Source organism: Martinezella tropici, from assembly GCF_008370325.1.
Taxonomy (GTDB): domain Bacteria; phylum Pseudomonadota; class Alphaproteobacteria; order Rhizobiales; family Rhizobiaceae; genus Rhizobium; species Rhizobium tropici_B.
Genome location: NZ_VNIP01000006.1, coordinates 606,708 through 630,284, shown reverse-complemented (window position 1 = coordinate 630,284; position 23,577 = coordinate 606,708). Strand labels below are relative to the sequence as shown.

Below are 23,577 nucleotides of genomic sequence, written 5' to 3'. Positions count from 1 at the left end.
TCAGGTCTCCTTGATCACTTTGACGCGGATACCATGGGCTTTCTCGCCCTCCGGCTCCACATGAATGGTTATTTCGGCGCCCGCATGGATCGCCCGTATGGCATCTTCAAGGCGGTCGCAGATGCGATGCGCATCGCGCACCGGCATGGCGGCGGGCACGACCATGTGAAAATCGACGAATGTCACAGCACCTGCCCTGCGCGTCTTCAGATCATGAACGCCAAGCGACCCCTCGGCATTCTTGGCGATCGCATCCTTGATGGTCTCCTCTTCCTCCGGCAGTACAGCCTTGTCCATAAGTCCGTCGATGGAACTGGAGATGACCTTCCAGCCCTGGTAGAGAATGTTGATGGCGACGAGAATGGCAAGCACGGGGTCGAAGATCGGCTGGCCGGTGCCGAGCGCCAGCAACAGGCCGATCAGCACGCCGATGGAGGTATAGACATCGGACATGATGTGCTGACCGTCCGCCGTCAGTGCCGGCGAGCGGTGCGTCCTTCCGGCTCGGATCAAGGTCAGCGCCCAGGCGCCGTTGATGACGCCGGCGACGAAGTTGATGGCGAGACCGAGTACAGGCGCCTGCATCGGCTGCGGATTGCCGAGATGTCCGACCGCTTCCTGCACGATCATCAAAGCAGCGACGACGATCATCGCCCCCTCGGTAACGGCAGATAGATATTCCGCCTTGTGGTGCCCGAAGGGATGGTCGTGATCGGCCGGCTTCTGCGCGTAGCGGATGACGAAGAAGGCAATGAAGGCGGCGACAACATTGACGAGCGATTCAAGCCCGTCGGACAGGAGCGCCACCGAGCCCGTCAGCCACCAGGCCAGCATCTTCAGTCCCATGACGCCGAGCGACAGAGGGATACCCCAAAGGGCGAGCCGCCTGATCGTATCGTTTCCGTGACTGCTCATGCCCTTCTCCGATGTCTTCACGCCTGCTCATGCGAATGAATTGCAAGAAAGGCGCCGTTGAAATGCAAAACCGCCCGCGCGAATTTCGCGCAGGCGGCTCATTGTCGGTCCATATGCGACACAATGCCGAGTTTGTCAAAGGAGGCTGCCATTTTCCGCACGACAATTCGCCCTCGATACACGGCTTGAACGAAGCACGGTCTTGGAATGCACGCCAGAGCATGAGCAAGATTTGGCGCAAGCCGCCGTTCCGCGACAATAGGAAGCCGATTACACGCTCGCCTGTGGAAAATCATGCTGGTAATTTCGTCCGTGATTGCGCACTAAGCTGGGCCTCAGCCTGATGTGCAAGGTTCCGGTACCGCCGATGAACCGCCGCCCTTTATGAAACCATGGTTGAATATGCCCTCTTCTAAAAACGCTGCCGACGCCGCACCTCTCACTGCTGACATCCATGCCAGCGCTTCGGAGCATCTGGTTGCCGCCGGCGCATTCTCTGAAGAGGAGCGCAACGCCGTTTATCGTGCCATCGAGACTCGCCGCGACGTGCGCGACCAGTTCCGCTCCGATCCCCTGCCAGACGATCTCGTCAGGCGCTTGCTTGAAGCGGCCCATTGCGCGCCGTCGGTCGGATTCATGCAGCCATGGAACTTCATTCTCATCCGTCAGCCAGAGACGCGCGAGCGCGTATGGCAGGCATTTCACCAGGCCAATGAGGAGGCCTGCGCGATGTTCGAGGGTGATCGTCGCGCGCAGTATCAGCGGCTGAAGCTGGAGGGCATCCGCAAGGCGCCGCTCAGCATCTGCATCACCTGCGACACCAAGCGCGGCGGCCCTGTCGTGCTCGGCCGCACGCATAATCCGGACACCGATGTCTATTCGACCGTCTGCGCCGTCCAGAATCTCTGGCTTGCCGCAAGGGCCGAGGGCGTCGGCATCGGCTGGGTCAGCATCTTCCACGAGGACGCCATCAAGGCGATCCTCGGCATTCCGGAGCATGTGAAGATCGTCGCCTGGCTCTGCGTCGGCTATGTCGACGAGCTCTACGACATGCCGGAGCTTGCCGTGAAGGGCTGGCGCGACCGCCTGCCGCTCGACAAGCTCGTCTTCGAGGAAGGCTGGCAGGATTGCGAGGACATGTAAGGACCGCCCTCAGGCAACCTTCGACCACCGCAATCGTCAAGATCTGAACGCGACGAACGAGATCACGTTGCCATCCGGGTCGCGTACATGGAAATCCGTACCGCCCCAGGCCTGCTTGGTGAGCGGTTGCGCGAACTCCACGCCCCTCCCCTTGAACTCCTCGAACAAGCCCTGGACATTCGAAACCTCGATCGACGCCAGGATCAGCGACCCCTCTTTCGCCGCAGCAGCTGCAAAATAGGGTTCATAGACGAGCCGCAAGTGGATCCAGATGCCATTACGCGACACGGCACCATAGAATGGCGGCAACCCATGCAGGAACTCCGCCATGAAACCCAGCTTGTCCCGGAAAAAGGCCGCGCTGGCCTCCACATTCCGCACCAAAAGGATCGGAACGACACTCTTGAAAACCGGTGGCTCCGCCGATGCAGCCGGCGTCTTTGCCGCATCCACGGCCACGGCCTTCAACTCGGCCCAGCTCCTGTGGCCCGCTTCGACTGCGACGATCTCCTGCGCCAGAGTTAGGGGAAACTTCATTGCCAGGATCTCGCGATCCGTCAGCGCCTTGAAACGGTCGAGCATTCGCACCCTCCCGCCAATGGAATAGTCGCGCTCACGGTGCCAGCGCATCAAGAGCTTGGCTTGTTTACGGTAGGTGTCGAGGGTTGGCATAGGCAGACTCCTGCTGAGTGATATCAGCGGGCAGGCCTAGCCCTTTCGGCCCCATGCCGATGTGCCCCACAGGAACGAAGTAAAGATTAGGTTACGGCCTGCGGCAAGTCAAACCGCCTCATGGCAGGGCATAGCTTGCAGCAAAACGCTGATCCTCATTGTGCAGACGTAGAGACATGCGCAGCATCATAGGCAACGCCGTCCAAAAGCCCGAGGTCAGGCCCGCCTGTCTCAATGCCGCAGCCGTCCATGTATTGCATCCCATCAACGCGTTGAAATAACCCCGGGCTTCGAAGAACGCATCGTTCGGTCCGTAGTTGCTGCCAAGCAGTGCCACCGGCCCGCCATCTGACTGTTCGAAACTGGCAAGAATGAACTGTTTGAGCCGCTCCAGCCCTTCGGCATCTATGTTGACGACCGTGACAGCCGAGGCATCCAGCGGAATATCGCCCGCCAGCTCGGCATGGATGACGGAACGATCGAGAGCAAAGCTCTTCAACACGGGACCTGCCTTCAAGTCAGCCCACGTTCGCGTTTCCGTATAAAAGCTTCGGCCGCCCCAGCCGAAGATGAGATAGCGCAGGTTGGGATTATCGAGATCGAGCCCGGCTGTCCGCAGGAAGGCGAAACGGCTCAGGAGATCACCATCGACGGGAATGGCAATATCCGTATGGATCGGGTTGCTGAGCATGAGGACTTGCTGGGAACGCTCGGGTCGAGCAGCCGGCGCGTCATGCCAGAGCGGCCGTGGCACGACAACGCCGAGACCGGCAAGCGTCGCGACGATAAGTGCAGCGAAGAAAATACCCTTGAATATCCTTAGGATCACCGACCGAAAGCCCCCAGCGACAGGAATTTTCTCCAGCGGTTTGGTGCCCCTTTCAAGGCAGAAAAATGCCCCATGCACTTTTCCCGAGTGCATGAGGTACCCAAATTCCGGGACTACAGGCTCTTGCCTCAGGCGGCCTTCGTCTTCGCCCGCCGCGCCAGATGCGCCACGACATTCTCGATCATCCGCATGCCGGCATCGCCACCGAGCGTCATGATCGATTCCGGGTGGAACTGCACGGCGGCGATCGGCTCCTTCACATGCTCGATGCCCATGATCGTGCCGTCCTCGCTTTCGGCCGTGATCATGAAGTCGCGCGGCAGGCTCGACGGATCGGCAAAGATCGAGTGATAGCGACCGACCGTCACCTCGCGGCCGAGACCGGAGAAGACCAGGCCGGGCTCCAGCACACGGATGCGCGAGGGCTTACCATGCATCGGGATCGCCAGATGGCGCAGTTCCCCACCATAGGCTTCGGCCAACGCCTGCAGGCCCAGGCAGACGCCGAAGATCGGCAGGTTGCGCGCCCTCGCCTTCTTGATCGTCGCCTTGCAATCGAAATCCTTCGGATTGCCGGGGCCTGGCGACAGCACGACCAGATCCGGATCGAGCCGGTCGAAGACCTCTTCCGGCACCGGCGTACGAACGGTAGACACCGTGGCGCCCGTCTGGCGGAAGTAGTTGGCAAGCGTGTGGACGAAGCTGTCCTCGTGGTCGACGAGCAGGATCTTCACGCCCTTGCCGACGGAAGCGACGTCGCGTTGCTGTTTGCCGGAATTGCCGGTCTTGGCGTCACGGATGGCGGAAAGCATGGCGGAGGCCTTCAGTTCGGTTTCGGCTTCTTCTTCCTCGGGGATCGAGTCGTTGAGCAGCGTCGCGCCTGCCCGCACCTCGGCAATACCGTCCTTGATGCGAACGGTGCGCAGCGTCAGGCCGGTGTTCATGTCGCCGTTGAAGCCGACCATGCCGATCGCGCCGCCATACCAGGCGCGCGGGCTCTTTTCATGGCTCTCGATGAAGCGCATCGCCCAGAGCTTCGGCGCGCCGGTGACGGTGACGGCCCAGGCATGGCTCAGAAAGCCGTCGAAAGCATCCATATCGTCGCGCAGGCGGCCTTCGATATGGTCGACCGTGTGGATGAGGCGCGAATACATCTCGATCTGCCGGCGGCCAATGACCTTGACGGAACCCGGCTCGCAGACGCGGCTCTTGTCGTTGCGGTCGACGTCGGAGCACATGGTTAGCTCGGACTCGTCCTTCTTGGAATTCAGCAGCTTCAGGATCTGCTCGCTGTCGGCGATCGGATCGTCGCCGCGCTTGATCGTGCCCGAAATCGGGCAGGTCTCGATGCGGCGGCCGGATACGCGCACGAACATTTCAGGCGACGCGCCGACGAGATATTCCTGATTGCCGAGATTGATGAAGAAGGAATAGGGCGAAGGATTGATCGCCTTCAGGCGCTTGGAAATATCGGATGGCTTGCTCTCGCAGCGCTCCATGAACTTCTGGCCGGGTACGACTTCGAAAAGGTCGCCCTTGCGGAAGCTCTCTTTCGCCTTGACCACCAGTTCGGCATATTCGCCGGGGCGATGATCGCTCTTCGGCGGAATAGCATCGGTGTGCCGGAACGGCTCGGGCGCGATCTCGCCCGACTTGCCTTCCGTCGATACGTCGCCCTTGGCGAAATCGTACCGGTCGATCCAGGCCTTGGCGGAATAGTTGTCCACCACCAGGATTTCGTCCGGCAGGTAGAGCACCATGTCGCGCTGGTCGTCCGGGCGCTTGAGCTTCAGATCGATCGCGTCGAACTGGAACGCCAGATCGTAGCCGAAGGCGCCGTAGAAGCCGATGCTGGCATCCGCCTGCGAGTAGAAGAGATCGGTCACGGCGCGCAGCACGGTGAAGACCGTCGGCATCTTCGAGCGCTCTTCCTCGGTAAAGACGCGATCCGGCGTCTTGACCGTCAGATCGAGCCGGCGGGCCGTGAAAGCGCCGAGCACCAGCTCGGGAACCGTCTTCAGCTTCTCCGCGATGAAGCCGAGAATGACTTCGCCGCGCTCGTTATAGGCTTCGATCCAGACATCGCGCCCATTGCAGGAAAGACCGAGCGGCGGATCGACGATGGCAGTGTCCCAACGCGTGTAGCGGCCAGGATATTCGTAGTTGGAGGAGAAGACGGCGCCGCGGCGCTCGTCGAGCTTGTCGATATAGGACGAAACCGCATCCGCATAGGGCGTCGGCCGGCGCTGCCGGGTGACGGTGATCCCGCCCTTCGTCTCGTAGATTTCCGCACCATCATCCCGAAGGATCGTAACCATTGTTCCTCACTCCGTTGTCGGCCCGGATGACAGGCGGCCAATATAACAAAAAAGCCGCCTCGAAATCTCGGGCGGCTCACTCGTCGTCTTTGAACACGATTGGTCGAGGCCGCCTCAGCGTGCCCACCACCAAACTGCAATGTTGTTCAAGGACATGTTCATGGCGGGAATTGTTAGCGTGAGATGCCGCGATGCGCAAGCGGAAGATGGAAGGAAAGTTTTCCGGTATGGGAAAGCAGTCTCCGCCTGCGATCGATTAAGGCATCGCTAGACGCGACCACTTTCGGAATGGCCGAGCTTCGGCAGAACCAGATCGCCAACGGTGTAGGTATGGAATTCGCTTGTCGAAACGTCGTCGAGCCTGCGGAATTTCTCGACAAAGACCCGATCGGAGAAGAATTCGTCGACATTGCCGGCGCCTTTGATGGCTTCGATATTCACAACCGTCGGACCGTCCGTGCTCTTGGCGAGATTGCTCCAGAGGAATCCTTCCTTCCGTTCGGCGACATAGTGAACGACATCCTGGATCACCCGGAAGGCTTCTTCCTGCTTGCCGGGATGAACGTGGATGACATTGACGATGAAGGTGGTCGGCTGCGGCTGGGCGATGAAATGTGCGGAGTTCGTATCCATTACGGTTCCCTCTGGAAAAGCGGCGTCATTGCCGCGCCGGCACTGGATATCGGGATTGAGATAGCGGATAAATGATCCGATATTCTCATAAGATCGGAATTATATTCCGCAATTGGAGCGACGATGGATAAGCTTGGAACGCTCGGCATCTTTGTGCAGACAGCGGAAGGCGGCAGCTTCGTTGCAGGCGCGCGACGGCTTGGCCTCTCCAGCTCCGCCGTCGGAAAGGCCATCGCCCGTCTGGAACAGGAGATGGGGGTCCGCCTCTTTCACCGCTCGACCCGAAGCATGACCTTGACCGAAGAAGGCAGCTACTTTCTCAACACTTGCCGGCGCATTATCTCCGAGCTGGATACGGCTCAGGCGGAGCTTTCGAAATCACATGCGGCTCCCCGCGGCCATCTGCGCGTCAGCCTCCCCTTGGCCGGAATGCTGTTGATGCCGGCGATATCGGCCTTCATGCGCACCTATCCCGATATCACGCTGGATCTGGATTTTACCGACCGGCTGGTCGATGTGATCGAGGAGGGATTCGATGCGGTCATCCGCACCGGCGACGTCAGGGATACGAGGCTGATGAGCCGCAAGCTCGGCACATTCCGCTTTCAAATCGTCGCCGCACCCAACTATCTGAAAGCGGAAGGAACCCCGCTTGCACCCGAAGACCTGCTTCAGCACAAATGCCTGCATCACCGCTATCCCAGCACGGGCAAGCTGGAGCCGTGGCCTCTGGTGCGCAATGGGGAGGAGTTGCGGCTCGCCTTGCCGACGACGACGATCGCCAGCACCATCGAGCCGCTCATCCATCTCGCCGAGAACGGCTTCGGCATAACATGCTTGCCGCCCTTTGCCGTCAGCGCACAAATCGCCGACGGCAGGCTTCTGCCGTTGCTCGAAGAGCATATCGCGAAGACAGGCATCTTCCGCATATTGTGGCCCACAAGCCGCTATCTCTCTCCAAAAATACGGGTCTTCGTGGATTTCATGGCCGCCAATCTGTTTTCGGGTCAGTTGGCCGCCTGAAGATTCCGTCCTCGTCTACACTTGCGCTCTGGCGGCTTCGAAGAACTCCTCGGGACCATCCACTTCGACCAGCCGCTTCCGGTCGATCAGCCAGAAGCGATTGCCAATCGATCGCACGAAATTACGGTCGTGCGAGACGAGAAGGCAGCTTGCCTCATTTGCCGTCAGCTCGCCCTCCAGCGCCTCCTGGCCGTCGATATCCAGATGATTGGTCGGCTCGTCCAGCAGGTAGAAGTTGGGATTGGTCAGCCGCAGCGCCAGCATCGCCAACCGCGCCTTCTGCCCGCCCGACAGGCGGCTGATCTCTTTGTTCTGCATGTCGATGTTGATCCCGACACCGACCAGCAGCGTGCGGGCGCGCTGCTCTCCGAGTTCGAACAGGCGCGTGATCATGCCGAGCGGCGTGTCCTTCTGACCGAGATTGGAGAGCGCCTGATCGCTATAACCAAGCACCAGAGACGGCGTCGGCTTGATTGCGCCGCCGCCGGACGGATCGGCAATCGCCCTGCGGATCATCTCGACGAACCGCGTCTTGCCGGCGCCATTCTGCCCGAGCAGGACGATGCGATCGCCCTGGCAAATCCACTGCTGGCCCGTCTTGAACAGCAGCGTGCCATCAGGCGTCGCCACCGAGGCATCCTCCAGCGTCAGAAGCACCTTGGCGTGGATGCCGCGATTGGCGAGCTTGATCGAGCCGGAAGAATGCTCGCGGTAGCCCGGCCTCGCGCTATCCTCCAGCTTCTCGGCCCGAGCCTTCAATTGTTTCGTCTTCACCGTCAGGAGATCGCTGCCGGAATTGACGCCGAGATTGTGGAGCTTGGCCGCCTGCTTGCGCAATTGCTGCGCCGTCTTCATCTCCTTCTGGTAACGGCGCTCATCCGAGGCATCGACCTCGTCCAGCGCCGCACGCGCCCGACTATATGGCAAGGCGTAGGTCTGCGGCTGGTCCTGACGCAGGAACAGGGTCCGGCTGCAGACAGCATCGAGGAAGGCGCGGTCGTGGCTGGCGATGATGACGGGCACGTCCCGCGGCAAGGCGTTCAGCCAGTCCTCCAGCAGTGCGATCTTGGCGAGATCGAGATGGTTGGTTGGCTCGTCCAGCAGCAGCACGTCGGGCTCGGTCACCCAGACGCGGGCAAGCATGGCAAGCCGCTGCCAGCCGCCGCTGAGCTGAGCCAGCGTCCTCTCCCGCATCGCCGCCGGTACATCAAGCGAATCGAGAGTGACGTCGACGCGCCAGCTCTCGCTCTCCGTCTGCTCCTTGGGCAAGGCTTGAAGGACGGCCTCATAAAAGGAAACCTGGAGGAGGTTCGCCGGCACATTCTGTTCGACATAGCCGGCGCGCAAACCCCGGCTGCGGGTGATATCGCCCGTCGTCGGCTCCTGCCTGCCCGCGATGCAGTTGAGCAGCGTGGTTTTTCCGCGTCCGTTCGCGGCGACGATGCCGACGCGATCGCCGGCATCCACGGTGAAGTTGAGATTGGAAAACAATGGCGCACTCATAGTGACGCCAAGATTGCGGAGATTGATCAGAGTCATGGTCTTTTCCGGTCTCGATCGAGCATCTCAAGACATCGCCGGCGACTCCTTTTGCCGCGCTATACCGATGTCGATGGCCCGAAGCGGGCCAATGCTCGAAAACATGTCATGACGCGGCCGTGCAAATGCACAGGCTTACGTCGCCCAATGGGCAGACCAGAAGGAATGAGTGAGTAACAGCCTCTGATCAGCCCTGCAAACGCATCTGCAGGGCATGAGTCGGACCGAACTGGCGAATATGCCAGACTATTTTGGTCATACGGTCCTCCTCTCTTTTCTCTCGACGGTTAAAGACTGCGTTGCTCGAATAGCATCGAACGCTGCCATTTACAATTGCGCAGATCGTCCGATGCCACGCGAGAGAGCAAAAAAGAGGCGATACCGAAGCATCGCCCAAATTTGCTGCATCCAAGTTTGCGGCATCGACGTAGCGGCTCAGAACCTCTGCGTCAGTGTCAGCTTGAAGGTCCGGCCTGGCTCGGAATAATAGGAAGCAGGCTGGGTTAGCGTACCGCTGTAGGACGGCGCGTTGAGAGCGTCGTAATAGGTCTTGTTGAAGATGTTGTAGACGCCACCGCGAATGCTGAGGCCCTTCACCTGCTCCGGTTCCCACCAGGCGGTCAGATCGAAGATACCATAGGCAGGGGTCTGCAGGGTATCGCCCGTCTTCTTCGCCTCGCGCGCCGCGGTGATGAAGGTCAAGTCCGTTCCCCAGACTTCGGTCGCATAACCGATGGTGAAGGCGGCCTTGGCCGGAGCGACGGAATTGATCCATTGGCCGGTATCGGAGTCCTTGCCGTTTACATAAGCGACGGCCCCCTTGATATGGATACCGTTATCGAATTTCTTGTGCGCGTTGACCTCGACACCAAACATGCGGACGTTGGCGCGATTGAAGTATTCGGTAATCCCAAGCGGATAGGTGCCGGTCGGATCTCGATAGTTCAGCGTGTCGATAAAGTTCTTGTACTTATTGTAGAAGGCGCCGACATGGCCGCCGAAATCGTCATCGCCGAGATTGGTGCCGATCTCGATGCCATTGCTGGTCTCGGGCTTCAGGTTGGGATTGCCGATGTTGACGTAGCCGCCGGGCACGCCGTAGTTCACGTAGAGTTCGCTGACGTTAGGCGCACGGAAGGCCATCGCCCACTGCGCATAGAGTTCGACATTGTCCTGCGGCTGATAGGATGCGCGCAGCTTCGGCGAGAAGCGGCTGTCGGACTGGCCGGACGGCAGGCCATCGTAGTTGGCGCTGTCACGATAGGCAGCCGTGTTCTTCGGCGAGTAATCATACCAATCGAAGCGCAAGCCCGGCGTCAGATAGAAATTGCTGGAACCCAACTCGATCTTGTCGTCGATGAAGGCGCCGATGCGCTTGCCGTCGACATCGGGCATGTCGGACTGGTTGGTATGCAGGAATGCACACGTAGCGCGCCAACGCGGGTTGCTGCAACTATCCTTACCGGCTGAATACTGATGAACCTTGTCGAAGGCGACATCGAGACCGAAAGTGACCTGGTGATGCAGGCTGCCCGTGTCGAAAGACTTCGACGCGTTGCCGCTAAAGCCGATGCTGCGGTCTTCCATTTCATTGAGGCGGGAATAGTCGCCGATAACCGAAGTGTACCTGTAACCTGCGGTACCGGTTTCACGCACGAGATTCTGCCAGTAGAAAACGGCATTGGCAGTATCAAGCAGCGAATCGGCGCTATCGGCTTCATATTTGTAATCGAGCGACACGCGATTGCGCTCGATATTGTCTGTCCCATTGTAGTTGCCGGGCCGGAAGTTTCCGGTCGGGCTCTGCAGGGTCATCAAATCCGTGTCTTTATCCTTGTTGTAGTGCTCTGCCGTAATGCCGAAGGTGCCGATGTCGGTATATTGGCGGATCTTGAACAGGCCGCTTCTCTGATTGTAGTCGGCCGGATTGGCCTCGCTACGCTTGGTCGAATAGCCGCCGACATCGCCATTGTTCTCAAGCTCATGACCGTGCGTGTAGCCGCCCTGGAAGAGAACAGCCGTATTGTCGATGCGCTTGGCAACGGCTGCTGCACCGCCGACGCTCCGATCGTCGCCGTTATAACCGAACTTGAAGACGCCGCCCCAGGTGGAGCCGGGAGTGATCAGATCTTCCGGCTCCAGCGTGCGCAGCACGAAGGCTCCGCCGAGAGCCCCGGAACCGGCACGGCTGGAATCGGCGCCGCGCACGACATCGACGCTGGAAAGCGCGTTGAAATCGAAGCTGTTAATGCCACCATCGGAGTCGCGGGACGCATCGAGAAGAAAAGGAATCTGGATGCCGTCGACCGTCGTCAGCACGCGGTCGTCACCGAGACCGCGAATGTTGACGCCGCCAGTGGTGCGGTTAAAGCCGACGCCAACCTCCGTGCTGCGGCCGAGATCCTCGATGCGCGTGATCTGCTTGTCGTCGATCTCCTTCGCCGTCGTCTCGCTGGCGGTCGGGGAGTCGGCGAGCACGTCCTTGTTCGCCTTGCCCTTCCCCTTCACCACGATCGGTTTCAGGTTGGTAACGCGATCGCCCTTGGCGGCTTCACCCGCCGCGTCTTCATTTTGAGCGGCTGTTTGAGCAAGAGATGTCGTCGCCAACCCGAGGGCGACAAATGCGGTGCATGCCAAAAGAGCCGAGCGAGAGCGCGGGACAACCATAACCATTCCTTTCGAAGGCTTCACCGGGCTGGCTGGTTGCTGCGTCGAATGCAGGCAAGGGGCTGGCTAGGTCAGTTTTGTTAATGAGACGGAAATATTCCGCCTTCTTTCTGCCGCATAAAAAACATGACTATTATTGTCAATATATCCCGCCAGCAGAATCATGAATAAAATTGTCATGTTTAAAGACAGGGAACAAACGTTGCTGAATTGCAACGAAATGGCGACATCAAGCGTTCTAATGACATCATCATTAGGATTGGCTGATTTACTTGATGTTGTTTAGAACCATTTCACTAACCTCTGCCGTCATTGTACTCATGGCCGCTTCTCTTCCCCAGACTGGCCCGATACCAGAACAAAAGCCGGATCAGGAACAGGCTCAGCCGGGCGGCACACCGCCGATCCCGGCGGAGAAGCCCGCAACATCTCCGGACAAACCTGTTGTTCCGGCGGAAAAACCAAGTGCCCAACCGGAGGAAAACCCGGCAACTCCGCCAGAGGAGCAGACGACGGGCGAAATGCAAGGCCCCCCTCGCCCGCCCCTGACCGTCGCTTCCGAGCCGGACGAGGAACATCAGGCATGCGTGAAGGAACTGACCGCAATGGGAGCGATCTTCAAGGAAATCCCCCGCATTGACGACGGCAACGGCTGCGGCATCGACAAGCCGATCTCGCTTGCTTCGCCGCTGCCGGGAATCGAGTTCAAGCCTCAAGGGACGATGCGCTGCGAAGCGGCCCTGGCCCTGGCCCAATGGATGAAGGATAGCGTCATTCCATCAGCCGCCGCATTGGACAACGGCAAGATCGCCACCATCAATCAGGCCTCGACCTATATCTGCCGCCTGCGCAACAATGCCTCCACCGGCAAGATCTCGGAACATGCCCGCGGCAACGCCATCGATGTCGCAAGCTTTACCTTCGAAAACGGCAAAACCATCGCAATCGAGCCTCGGCGCGAAGATCCGACGCTGACGGGCGCGTTCCAGCGCGCAGCCAGCGCCTCCGCCTGCCTCTATTTCACCACCGTCCTCGACCCGGAGAGCGATGCGGCGCACGAAACGCATTTCCATCTCGATGTCATTGAAAGGAGTGGCGGCTTCCGCTACTGCCACTAGAGCAATTTCAGGAAAGTGCGGAGCGGTTTTCCGTCCGGAATGCGTTGGGAAATAAGGAGATAGAGCGTTTTCGCGATTCGAAGAAAAGCGGAAATGCTCTAGAAACACACCGATCAATCGATGGTTCGACCATCGTCAAAATCCCGGCCCGATCATGCTCCGATGCCGGCATTCGAGAACCAGACGTCCCGGTAGATCGCAATCGCTGTTTCATCGGGCGCGCGCTGCTCGGTCAGCCAAATAGACTGGATGGACCGAGCCTCACCGCCATTCGGGATTCTAATGGATCGGGCCGGATCCGATGCACCGATGCATGGAATGAAATAAGCGGGCATCAAAGCGCGAGCGCTGAACCCGATATCCTCTCGCGTAATCAGAACGGCAAGCCCGACTTTCTCGTTCGCCTGCCAGGGCACGATAAGCCGGCCTCCGGGTCGCAACGCCTGCAGCCATGACTTCGGCGGCGCCACCACGCCGGCACTCACATAGATCAGATCCGTATCCGGAAGCTCGAACGAAGTCGCATCGGCGCAGATGACGGAAACGTCTTTATAGGAGGCGAGGTTGTCTCGCGTGCGGCCGGCCAATGCCTCATCGATCTCGATGGCATGGACGTGCCCGCCCGGTGTCACCAGCGTCGAGAGAATGGCGGTGTAGTATCCCGTCCCCGTACCGATCTGAACGACGGTTTCGCCGGGCTGGGGCGCCACGGCACCCAGGAAGGCGGCATGGAGAAACGGCTCGCCATTGTTGATGCCCTTCGATTTGTCCAGGGAGACCAAAACATTCTGATAGAGAAAGGCGGGATCACTGCTCGGAGTTTCGAGATAGCGTCCCTTGAGCACGATCTGCCAGGGCCCCGGCCCCATGAAGGCTTCGCGCGGCACCCGGCGGAAGGCCTGCTCCAGCCTTTCATCCGCCGAGTTGCTGGCGGCCGCCATCATTTTCGCATGGAAAGCGCGTATATCGTCCAAGCTGGCACGGCTGTCTGCAGTCACGATCTGACTCCGCTCTTCCATGCGATGACATCGATGCCTGTTGTCGATCCTGTTGCCTGTGGCGTCAAGCGAACACGCGGTTTTTCTCCCTCGAACGGCATCGCAATCTGCTGCAGGTGGTGTCGGAGCGGCAGAGATCCTTGGGTTCAAACGACCTCAGTTGAATCTGAGTCTGAACTTAAAACAGTCCCTCTATGTAGCCATGATCATTGAGGAAAATTCTTTCGGCCGAGGGTGATTTCGGCAGGCCGGGCATGGTCATGATCTCGCCGGTAATGACGACGACGAAGCCCGCACCGGCCGAGAGACGCACTTCGCGAACGGGTACTATGTGGCCTTCTGGGGCGCCGCGAATGTTCGGATCGGTCGTGAAGGAATATTGCGTCTTCGCCATGCAGACCGGGAGGTGTCCATAACCTTGGTCCTCCCAGGACCGGAGCTGATCGCGGACGGATTTGTCGGCCGTGACCTCGCCGGCATGATAAATCTTCGAGGCGACGATCTCGATCTTCTCCAACAGCGAGAGATTGTCCGGATAGAGCGGCTGGAATTTCGCCTGGCCGGATTCGGCGAGCTCCACCACCTTATGCGCGAGATCGACGATCCCCGCCGAGCCCTCGGCCCAATGCCGGCAGAGGATCGCCTCGGCGCCGAGCCGCGCGACATAATTTTTCAGTGCCTCGATTTCGGCCTCGGTGTCGGAGACGAAATGATTGATGGCCACGACGACAGGCACGCCGAATTTGCGGACATTGGCGACATGCCGGCCGAGGTTGGCGCAGCCCTTGACGAGGGCATCGACATTCTCCTTGCCGAGATCGTCCTTCTTGATGCCGCCGTTCATCTTCAGCGCCCGCACGGTCGCGACGATAACGGCCGCATCCGGCGAAAGACCGGCCTTCCGGCACTTGATGTCGAAGAATTTCTCGGCGCCAAGATCGGCGCCGAAGCCGGCTTCCGTCACCACATAATCGGCAAGCTTGAGCGCCGTGCGCGTCGCGATCACCGAATTACAGCCATGCGCGATATTGGCAAAAGGGCCACCATGCACGAGCGCCGGATTGTTCTCCAGCGTCTGTACGAGGTTCGGCTGCAGCGCATCCCTCAAAAGCACCGCCATGGCGCCATCGGCCTTCAGATCGCGAGCATAGACGGGCGTGCGGTCGCGGCGATAACCGATGATGATATTGCCGAGCCGCTTTTCTAGATCCTTGAGATCCGAGGAAAGACAGAGGATCGCCATGACCTCCGAAGCAACCGTGATGTCGAAGCCGCCCTCGCGCGGAAAACCGTTGGCGACACCACCCAGCGAGGACACGATATCGCGCAATGCGCGGTCGTTCATATCCATCGCGCGGCGCCAGGTGATGCGCCTGAGGTCGATATTCTGCTCGTTGCCCCAATAGATGTGGTTGTCGATCAGCGCCGCAAGCAGATTGTGGGCCGAGGTGATCGCATGAAAATCGCCAGTGAAATGAAGGTTGATGTCCTCCATCGGAATGACCTGCGCGTAACCGCCGCCGGCCGCCCCGCCCTTTACGCCGAAGCAGGGGCCGAGCGATGCCTCGCGCACGCAGACGACAGCCTTCTTGCCGATACGGTTCAGGCCATCGCCGAGGCCGACCGTCGTGGTGGTCTTTCCCTCGCCCGCCGGCGTCGGGTTGATCGCCGTGACGAGGATCAGCTTGCCATCCTTCTTGTCGGCTTGCGATGCGATAAACCCGGCACCGATTTTTGCCTTGTCGTAGCCGTAGGGCGCGAGATCTTCCGCGGGAATGCCGAGCTTGGCGCCGATCTCGATAATCGGCAGTTTCTTCGCCGCACGAGCGATTTCGATATCCGATGCCACCGCCGCCATTAGATTCGCCCCAAACACACGGTCATTTCCCTGTCGGGATAAACCAATACGTATCAAGTGTGAATAGCAACGGCATACTGTCCTCTGCGAAACACGCCGCCTTGTCGCGGGACAGGGACATGCCCATTTTCGGCTTCCAAATGCAATCGAGAAAGAAGGAAAAGATATGAAGTCCCTGGAATTGCTGGTCGAGCGCATCATTCTCTCCAGTCGCTGGCTTCTGCTGATCTTCTATCTCGGTCTTGCCGCTTCGCTCGCCGTCTACGCCGTGTCATTCGCCTATAAGTTCTGCAAGGTCGCGATCAACGTGCTGGTCTATGACGAAGCCGACATGATCCTGGCGATCCTCGGCCTTATCGACGCCGCCCTGGTGGCGAGCTTGATCGTCATGGTGATGATTTCCGGTTACGAGAATTTCGTCAGCCGCTTCGATGAAGCCGAAGACGAGGTTTCCTTCCTCGGCAAGCTTGATTCAGGCAGCCTCAAGATCAAGGTCGCCTCCTCGATCGTCGCCATTTCCTCGATCCATCTGCTGCAGATATTCCTGAACGCCACTCAATATGACAACGCCAAGCTGATGTGGTTCACCATCATCCATCTCGCCTTCGTCATTTCGGCGGTACTGCTGGGCCTTCTGGAAAGGATCATGGCGAAAAGCAAAGCCAAGGACGCCTGACGCTGAAAGCCGCGGCTATTTGCCGGCCATAGCCGAGGCGCTGGTCATCGGCGGCGGCGGTGCGGCACAATCGGAGATCGATTGCCCATCCCCGCAATTGCGCGCGGAAACCAGCGCGTCCGCATCTGCAAGCTCCGTCGTCAATTTCAGCCTCAGCGCCTCCATCTGCGACACCAGATGGATTCCGCTCGGCTCGGTTCCAAGCATCACATCGACAAGTCCCTCGTCGACGCCCATCTTGTCTAGGAAGCGGATCAGCCGTGTCCGCTGCGCCTTGTCGAGCTTCGTCGTGTCGTATTTGCCGACGAATTTTCGCCCGATCTCCTTCTTGGAAAGCACTTTGCGCTTGCCATCCACCATTTCATATTCGGTGCGATATTGAACTCGCACCTCGCTATAGGTCGTGGTGATCTGGTGAACGCCCAGCAATGCGAAGGGGCTGGAAACACGCTGGACACCGCCCGCGAAAAACAGCGGGCATGCCGAAAAGCAGATCGCGTCTGCGGAAAAGACCTGTCCCTTGATCGAGCCGTCCTCGGCAAGGGCTGCCGGGCAGATCGGTTCGGCATAGGGGCATGCCCGCGAGCGGGTGCGGCCGACAGCGATCGAAAACTTCTGTTTGCGGATGGCACGCGCCATCTCCATCGCCGCCTTGACATCGCCGCCCGGCGAACTGACGACGATCGGCAATCGCCGATTGCCGATCTGCTTCAGGAATTTCTGCAGCTTCCTCGGCGTGTCGGGCATGATCTGACCCTCGGCGGAGATCCAGTCCGGACACGTGTTTTCGGCGCGGCATTGGCCCATCTCGCCGTGGACAAGCAGGAAGCGCATCGGCGTGCCGCCGGTGGCACCCGCCGCTTCGGCAAAGGCGGGCGCAACGAGCAGAAGCGAAACGGCCGTGACAATCCACAACACCGTTCTGCAGCACCGCACCGCAAGCTGCGGGAAAAAACGAAAATTCATGAGGTATACGCCTGGAAGCGATTGCTTTGGCAAGACGGATAGCAACCGCTTTGGGCCTTCGCAAGGCATGCCGGCGCAATGCCGCATCATTTGCGAAAACGGCCAGTCCCGAGCGGCGAAAACCGCACGCCGGAGAACCGCTGCAAGATGGAAGCAGACGGCCATACATGCATATTGTGCAGGCGTCATTTCAATTTGCTCTTCCGTTCGTCGCAATACTTAGGCGGCAAATATCGCGATGCAGGACGCCACCTCCTGTATCAAATCGCGACCCTTAGGCGGGCGCCGTCGTGGCATCTGAAGCGTCGATACAGATGGATTTTTGCTATTCCGATACCCTCCTCGGGGCTCCATCCTTGACACCGTGACACCCGCATATGTACAGCGCCGTCGTAATACGGTCAGTGGAACGGCTTTTTTTGCGCTTAATGCTCATTTTGGGCGAAGATTTATGTAACTCCACACGTCTGAATATTAAAATATATGAAAATGAAATTATTTCTGGTCCTGTGGTATTTTTGCGTCTAGCATTCACTCATAAATCCGGTATTTGATAACGATAACACGCTGTGGGCGCTTCAACCTATATGTCCTATATCATCACCGCCGAGAGACAATTGCTGCTTTCTGCCGAGCTCGCTACTGCTCGGACACAAACAGCGTTTGCGCTGGCGCTGGAGCAGGCGGGGTTGGCTTTCGGCTTCAGCTACATGGCTTTCATGAATGCCCCGGTTCCAGACGATACCATGATGACGCCGCTGCTGATCGAAGGCACCGTGCCGGCGCAATTCGTGCGTGATTTCGATCGTCAGCAGCTGGTGCGGCGCTGCCCAATGCTGCTGCGCACGCGGGACTCGGTGCTGCCACGCTCCTGGCATCTGTTGGAAAAAGACATCGAGCTCGACAGCGATCTTCCGCGCGAGCTCCATACGCTTTTGCTCAACCACAATTGCCCGATGAGCGTGATCATTCCGGTCAATTCACCGGATGGACAGCGTCTTCTCTTCTGGTTCATGGGGAACCGCAACAGTCTCGGTCAGAGCGAAATCAATGAGCTCACCCTGATCATGCTGCAGGCGCTGGATTCCTATAATTGCCTGAAACGCAGCGATAGCGCCGTGCCGCATTCGCTCTCGGCCCGCGAACTCGAAGTGGTCCGCTGGACGGCCCAGGGCAAGACCTCGGTCGAAATCGGCCAGATCCTTTCCCTCTCCGACCATACGGTCAATGCCTATATGATGAACGCCATCAAGAAGCTCGATTGCGTCAATCGCACGCAGCTCGTCGCCAAGGCCATCCGCCTCAAGTTGATCAGCTAAAGCACTTTTGCTTTCTTCAGATCGCGCCAGCGTTCTATCTTCTTGTTTTACCCATTCCGGACGGAAGACCACTCCGCACTCAGCGGCCGCCCAGCACCGTGCGGATTTCGACGAGGTTCGAACGTACCCGCAGGATGTGGAAGCCCATCGTCGCAAGGTGGCTTGGCATGAATGAGCTGTCTTCGCGGCCGTTGGAGATGATCATCGGCTGAATGCGGAGCGCCGTCTGCAACATCCCGAGCGTATCGTTCCAGAGCCTGCCGACGTTGCGTTCCGCGATCACCTGCTGAAAATCCGCGCCGGCCGCGCTCAGAATGCCGTAATTGGCATAAAGCTGGCCATAGGCAAACCAGAACCGATCGTCCGCGCGCATGTCGAACCACCCATAGCTGTAGTTTTGCGATCGGTCCGCCAGGATATTTGCCGTGCTGCCAAGGTCGCCGGCGACATGGTCGAGAAACTGCAGGAGATTGTCCGCGCGTCCGTCGAAAACCGCCTTGCAGTTGCTGAGATCGGTATTGAAGTTGCGCAGATTGATGATCGCGGCGCGATAATAGCTCGGGGTTGGCGTTTTCGGCCCGAACGGATGCAGACCGAAATACCAGCTCGATTCGTCGAACTGCAGGTTGCCGCGCGCCTTTTGCAGATCGCCGTTGATCCCGGAAGTCCCGCGCACGCGGCCGATCGTATCGACCAATTCCGCCGAGGTGCGGCGAACCACCGAGTTTACGCCTCTCTGGAAGGACGCCTTGTTGTCGAGGAAAGGCGTATCGTCCCATGAAATGCTGAAGAACCCCAGCTTGTAGAGCAGCATCGAGGAGATCCAGGCATTCTGGTTGACGTTGAAATCGGTAAGATCGGCGGCGACATCCACGACTGCCGAGGTTTGGCACGCTTTTGGCGCCACAGCCGCAGCCTGCTGCCCTTGCGCCGCCGGCAATTCCTCTCCGGCGGAGAATTTGCGTTCGGAGAACTTATAGACCTCGGGATAGGACGGATTGAACCCGGACCAGATCTGCGTCTGCCAGATGAAATAGATGTAAAGCACCGCCAGCAGCGTTACGAAAGCGACGACCGGCAGCTTGATCAGCCAGTTGCCGTGGCGATACCAGCCGCGCGCGGCAAGAAACGGCCATGCGAGCCCGACGAAAACCAGGCCCAGCCATCGTGTGATGGCGGCCCAGATCCGCTTCAAGAACGCTGTGATCGAGTCAAGCATGGACACGCCTCCTAAACCGCAACCGCGCATCCTGCCCATACGCGAAGGACGCACCACACTGAACCTGCGCACCGGCCCTTCCGAAAATCGCTTTCGATTTTCATAGGATAGGGCCTTATCGCCATTCGCGTTCCAGCAAATATGTGTTCTTGAGAAAAACAACAACCGTCTGCACCGAATTTTCGATGCCGGACAGAATTCATCCCTCCGGTTGCGTGTCGTCGGCAGTTTCACCCGCATCTTCGGCCATGGGCGGCAGGTGAGGCTCCAGCCGCCTCGTGAACACGGCATCGACATGCGCCTTGCGCGCGGCCAAATCCTGCCCGGCCAGTACATTTGCCTCGAAGGCCCGGATCAAGTTCTCGACCGCGGCCGTTCGCGCAGCCACTGTTGCAGGCCTATCCGTGCTTGACGCCAACGCCTTGAGCAAGGCGATCCGTTGCTCGATATCAACAGCCGATTTGGCTGCCATGGCGCTGACGGCGGCAATCTGAACATTAAGGGAAGCGGCCAGGCCCTCATAGATATCGATCAGGCGCTGCCCGGCCATTCGCCCCGACTGAAGACCGGCCTCCTGTCGCCGAATATCGTCCTGCTCGGCGAGCAGATCGCCATAATCCGTCTCCAAATCGGATTGCAAAAAGTCGGATTGCAAATCGGCATGGCGCGAGGAAGGACGATTACGCCGCTGGTACATGAGTTTCGCCGTCAGGGCATCGGCCCGGCGCTGCACCTCCTCAATATCGAAATCGAGTTTCCGCCGATGCTCGATCACGCCTTCGAGATGGAGCTCGCAATCATGAAAGCATCGCGACAAGGCGGGCCTTGCCTGTTTGAAAAGGAGATCGAGTTCGGCCGAAACATCAAGAACCGCTTCGAGCTCGATGATGATAGTCTGAGGCTTCGCAGGCCCGCGCGCCAGCTTTCTGCCGAGTAGGCTCGCATTTTCAAGGCCGATCTTCTCGTCGAACAACCGTCGATGCTGCAGATCGGCCTCTTGCGTTGCGCGATCGAGCTCCTTCACCAGCGACGACGAGAGCGATTTCCAGCGGTCGAGCAGCTCGACCGCCTCGCGCACCAGCACTTCCTCCATGGGAAAGTTGATGGCGTCGTTGCGCCCCTCACCCCTGGCATGGCCGGCCAGCGTCGCGACGGCCGCGTTTGCGCCGTTGACGGCGTCATCAAGTGTCGCGCTTGCCTTGTCGAGCATGCCGTCGAAGGAATGAGGTCTGACCATGCATCTCTCCCCTAGTCTGGGAATGAGACTAACCTCTTCCACCGGCGAAGAAAATGCTCGAAAGAACTATTGCGCCGCGGCGGGATTTTTCAGATAGGCGATCAGATTGTCGAGATCTCTCTCGCTCTTGAGGCCCGGAAACGCCATCCTGACGCCCTTGACCAGGAATTGCGGCCCTTGCAGGTATTTCCGCAACAGGGCCTCGTCCCAAACCTTGCCATCGGCACCGAAGGCCTTCATCGCCGGCGAATAGGCATAGTCGAGCACCCTTGCGACGGGACGGTCGACAACACCCATTAATGAGGGCCCGACGCGGTTTTCAGGCGCGGTCGCCGTATGGCAGGCGCCGCATTTCCTGAAAACGGTGGCGCCCGCAACCGCATCTCCGTCAGCAAGCGCCGAGGACGCCGCGGCAAGCATGATGACGGCCGGCGCCAAGCAAAGCAGTTTCATCGTCCCCCCGATTAAACTCCCGCTCGTCATGCCGGCCACATGCCCGGCACATGGCGGAATGACGGCACGTCACTCGCAGATGATCGCGTCTTCCCAATGATGGCGGCAGAGCGAGACATATTTGTCGCTGCCGCCGATCTCGATCTGCGCGCCTTCGCGCACGACCTCGCCGGCGGCATCCAGCCGCACGACCATCGTCGCCTTGCGGCCGCAATGGCAAATCGTCCGCACCTCGCGCAATTCGTCCGCGATGGTCAGCAGCTCCTGCGATCCCGGAAACAAGCGTCCGTGGAAGTCCGTACGCAACCCATAGGCCATGACCGGCAGGTCGAGGCGATCGACGATATGGGCGAGCTGCCACACCTGCTCGCGCGTCAGGAACTGAGCTTCATCGACGAAGACGCAGTTCAGGGGCTCGCTGGCATGCATGTCTTCGACCAAGGCATAGAGATCATCGCCGGTCTCGAACGGTATAGCGTCCATCGTGAGGCCGATGCGGGAGGCGATCGTGCCGCGGCCGGCACGATCATCGAGAGCAGCAATGAAGGCGGCGGTGCGCATGCCGCGCTCCTGATAGTTATAGGCCGCCTGCAGCAGCATGGTCGATTTGCCGGCATTCATCGTCGAATAATGGAAATAGAGCTTGGCCATGACATTCTCCTTGAATGCTTCATGGGTGCTGCGAGATGATAAAGAAAGATATCCACGGCAAAAACCACAGGATTCAGGAGCGACAGGTTTGCGGCGAATGCTCTGAAAACGATCGGCTGAAAAATGCAGGCGTCGCAATCAGCCCCCTTAAACCGCCGCAAATACACTGTGGTCGCTTGAAAATGTCGGTTATTGATGGTTGCTTGGGAACGTTGGACTGGGAGTCACGCAATGATAAAAAAGACCCTTACTGCATTCGCTTTCGCATCAGCTCTTTCCGCACTGACACTCGGCGCCACAGCCGCTTCCGCCGCCGAGCCGGCAAGCTGTAGCACCGTGCATTTCGCCGATGTGGGCTGGACCGACATCACCTCCACCACGGCCACTGCCTCCATCCTCCTGAAGGCGCTTGGCTACGACACCGACGTCAAGGTGCTCGCCGTGCCGGTGACCTATCAATCCCTCAAGAACAAGGACATCGATGTCTTCCTCGGCAACTGGATGCCCTCCATGGCTGAGAACATCAAGCCGTTCGCCGCCGACAAGTCGGTAGAAACCGTCCGCCCCAACCTGGAAGGCGCCAAGTACACGCTGGCGACCAACGAAAAGGGTGCCGCGCTCGGCATCAAGGACTTCAAGGACATCGCCGCCCACAAGGATGATCTCGACGGCAAGATCTACGGCATTGAGCCGGGCAATGACGGCAACCGCCTGGTTATCGACATGGTCGACAAGAACACCTTCGGCCTCAAAGGCTTCGAAGTGGTTGAATCCTCCGAACAGGGCATGCTCGCGCAGGTTTCCCGTGCCGACAAGGAAGGCAAGCCGATCATCTTCCTGGGCTGGGCACCGCACCCGATGAACACCACCTACAAGATGACCTATCTCACCGGTGGGGACGACGTCTTCGGACCGAACTTCGGCGGCGCAACCGTCTACACCAATGTCCGGGCCGGCTACCTGCAGGAATGCCCGAACGTCGGCGCCTTCGTTAAGAATCTCGTCTTCTCGCTGCCTATGGAAAACGAAATCATGGGCAAGATCCTGAATGACGGCAAGGATCCGGAAGTGGCTGCCACGGAATGGCTGAAGGCCAATCCGGCCGCAGTCACACCCTGGCTTGCCGGCGTCACCACCAAGGACGGCGGTGACGCCCTGGCGGCGGTAAAGGCCAAGTTTGGCCTGTAACGGGTAGACGGAGGGGCGGCTAAACCGCCCCTTTCTCTTCCTTGGATGGACTGCTTGCTTCGCGTCCCGCCACTCCAGGACAGTCGTCCGCGTGGCGTGACAGACCGTTATTCTTCGGCGGCACCTCCGGCATCATACGTAACAATCGGAAACGC

Annotated in this window: 20 protein-coding genes; 6 read left to right on the top strand and 14 right to left on the bottom strand. The window is 59.2% G+C overall.

Annotation, left to right across the window (positions count from 1 at the left end):
* Entirely contained in the window at positions 1-915 is a 915-nt protein-coding gene (locus FP026_RS11440) for a cation diffusion facilitator family transporter (protein ID WP_149634732.1), read from the bottom strand.
* A 402-nt stretch (positions 916-1,317) separates the two neighbouring features.
* Here FP026_RS11440 and bluB point away from each other — a divergent pair, with 402 nt between their 5' ends.
* Positions 1,318-2,058, top strand: a complete 741-nt coding sequence (gene bluB / locus FP026_RS11435) for a 5,6-dimethylbenzimidazole synthase (protein WP_246665310.1) — start codon at positions 1,318-1,320, stop codon at positions 2,056-2,058.
* A gap of 36 nt (positions 2,059-2,094) precedes the next feature.
* Here the strand turns inward: bluB and FP026_RS11430 are convergent, their stop codons facing one another.
* The 4 genes from FP026_RS11430 to FP026_RS11415 all read right to left on the bottom strand — a co-directional run bounded on the left by FP026_RS11430 (position 2,095) and on the right by FP026_RS11415 (position 6,510).
* The gene (locus FP026_RS11430) at positions 2,095-2,730 is read right to left on the bottom strand and encodes a glyoxalase superfamily protein (protein WP_149634731.1); all 636 of its coding nucleotides are present in this window, start codon (positions 2,728-2,730) and stop codon (positions 2,095-2,097) included.
* A 118-nt stretch (positions 2,731-2,848) separates the two neighbouring features.
* On the bottom strand, positions 2,849-3,556 hold the full coding sequence (locus tag FP026_RS11425) for a TIGR02117 family protein (protein ID WP_432444115.1): 708 nt from the start codon (positions 3,554-3,556) through the stop codon (positions 2,849-2,851).
* A 131-nt stretch (positions 3,557-3,687) separates the two neighbouring features.
* The gene (locus tag FP026_RS11420; RefSeq protein ID WP_149634729.1) at positions 3,688-5,877 is read right to left on the bottom strand and encodes an anthranilate synthase; all 2,190 of its coding nucleotides are present in this window, start codon (positions 5,875-5,877) and stop codon (positions 3,688-3,690) included.
* 267 nt (positions 5,878-6,144) lie between these two features.
* Positions 6,145-6,510: an antibiotic biosynthesis monooxygenase gene (locus FP026_RS11415; protein WP_149634728.1), complete on the bottom strand. Its 366-nt coding sequence runs from the start codon at positions 6,508-6,510 to the stop codon at positions 6,145-6,147.
* A gap of 123 nt (positions 6,511-6,633) precedes the next feature.
* On the opposite strand from FP026_RS11415, the gene FP026_RS11410 reads away from it, so the two are divergent.
* Complete coding sequence (locus FP026_RS11410; protein ID WP_149634727.1) at positions 6,634-7,533, top strand: LysR family transcriptional regulator; 900 nt, start codon at positions 6,634-6,636, stop codon at positions 7,531-7,533.
* Positions 7,534-7,548: 15 nt separating this feature from the next.
* Here the strand turns inward: FP026_RS11410 and FP026_RS11405 are convergent, their stop codons facing one another.
* Complete coding sequence (locus FP026_RS11405) at positions 7,549-9,072, bottom strand: ABC-F family ATP-binding cassette domain-containing protein (RefSeq protein ID WP_149634726.1); 1,524 nt, start codon at positions 9,070-9,072, stop codon at positions 7,549-7,551.
* Positions 9,073-9,507: 435 nt separating this feature from the next.
* Positions 9,508-11,739 carry a TonB-dependent hemoglobin/transferrin/lactoferrin family receptor gene (locus FP026_RS11400; protein WP_149634725.1) on the bottom strand — a complete coding sequence of 744 codons (2,232 nt, stop codon included), beginning with the start codon at positions 11,737-11,739 and terminating at the stop codon, positions 9,508-9,510.
* Positions 11,740-12,014: 275 nt separating this feature from the next.
* Here FP026_RS11400 and FP026_RS11395 point away from each other — a divergent pair, with 275 nt between their 5' ends.
* Positions 12,015-12,857 carry an extensin family protein gene (locus tag FP026_RS11395; protein WP_149634724.1) on the top strand — a complete coding sequence of 281 codons (843 nt, stop codon included), beginning with the start codon at positions 12,015-12,017 and terminating at the stop codon, positions 12,855-12,857.
* A 152-nt stretch (positions 12,858-13,009) separates the two neighbouring features.
* On the opposite strand, the gene FP026_RS11390 is transcribed toward FP026_RS11395, so the two are convergent.
* Both FP026_RS11390 and FP026_RS11385 read right to left on the bottom strand, forming a co-directional pair.
* Positions 13,010-13,855 (bottom strand): protein-L-isoaspartate O-methyltransferase family protein, encoded by an 846-nt coding sequence (locus FP026_RS11390; protein ID WP_149634723.1) that lies wholly within the window; start codon positions 13,853-13,855, stop codon positions 13,010-13,012.
* 178 nt (positions 13,856-14,033) lie between these two features.
* A complete protein-coding gene (locus FP026_RS11385) occupies positions 14,034-15,713 on the bottom strand; it encodes a formate--tetrahydrofolate ligase (protein ID WP_149634722.1) in 1,680 nt (559 codons plus the stop codon).
* Positions 15,714-15,879: 166 nt separating this feature from the next.
* Here FP026_RS11385 and FP026_RS11380 point away from each other — a divergent pair, with 166 nt between their 5' ends.
* Entirely contained in the window at positions 15,880-16,389 is a 510-nt protein-coding gene (locus FP026_RS11380) for a TIGR00645 family protein (protein WP_149634721.1), read from the top strand.
* Between the two features lie 15 nt (positions 16,390-16,404).
* Here FP026_RS11380 and FP026_RS11375 read toward each other — a convergent pair whose 3' ends face one another.
* The gene (locus FP026_RS11375; RefSeq protein ID WP_149634720.1) at positions 16,405-17,355 is read right to left on the bottom strand and encodes a hypothetical protein; all 951 of its coding nucleotides are present in this window, start codon (positions 17,353-17,355) and stop codon (positions 16,405-16,407) included.
* A 587-nt stretch (positions 17,356-17,942) separates the two neighbouring features.
* Between FP026_RS11375 and FP026_RS11370 the strand changes: the two genes are divergently transcribed.
* On the top strand, positions 17,943-18,674 hold the full coding sequence (locus FP026_RS11370; protein WP_149634967.1) for a helix-turn-helix transcriptional regulator: 732 nt from the start codon (positions 17,943-17,945) through the stop codon (positions 18,672-18,674).
* A 79-nt stretch (positions 18,675-18,753) separates the two neighbouring features.
* On the opposite strand, the gene FP026_RS11365 is transcribed toward FP026_RS11370, so the two are convergent.
* The 4 genes from FP026_RS11365 to FP026_RS11350 all read right to left on the bottom strand — a co-directional run bounded on the left by FP026_RS11365 (position 18,754) and on the right by FP026_RS11350 (position 22,234).
* A complete protein-coding gene (locus tag FP026_RS11365; RefSeq protein ID WP_149634719.1) occupies positions 18,754-19,893 on the bottom strand; it encodes a DUF2333 family protein in 1,140 nt (379 codons plus the stop codon).
* A gap of 199 nt (positions 19,894-20,092) precedes the next feature.
* Complete coding sequence (locus FP026_RS11360; RefSeq protein ID WP_149634718.1) at positions 20,093-21,130, bottom strand: hypothetical protein; 1,038 nt, start codon at positions 21,128-21,130, stop codon at positions 20,093-20,095.
* Between the two features lie 66 nt (positions 21,131-21,196).
* Positions 21,197-21,583, bottom strand: a complete 387-nt coding sequence (locus FP026_RS11355; RefSeq protein WP_149634717.1) for a c-type cytochrome — start codon at positions 21,581-21,583, stop codon at positions 21,197-21,199.
* 69 nt (positions 21,584-21,652) lie between these two features.
* Positions 21,653-22,234 carry a thymidine kinase gene (locus FP026_RS11350; RefSeq protein WP_149634716.1) on the bottom strand — a complete coding sequence of 194 codons (582 nt, stop codon included), beginning with the start codon at positions 22,232-22,234 and terminating at the stop codon, positions 21,653-21,655.
* Between the two features lie 231 nt (positions 22,235-22,465).
* Between FP026_RS11350 and FP026_RS11345 the strand changes: the two genes are divergently transcribed.
* Positions 22,466-23,422, top strand: a complete 957-nt coding sequence (locus FP026_RS11345) for a choline ABC transporter substrate-binding protein (RefSeq protein ID WP_149634715.1) — start codon at positions 22,466-22,468, stop codon at positions 23,420-23,422.
* Positions 23,423-23,577 lie beyond the last annotated feature (155 nt).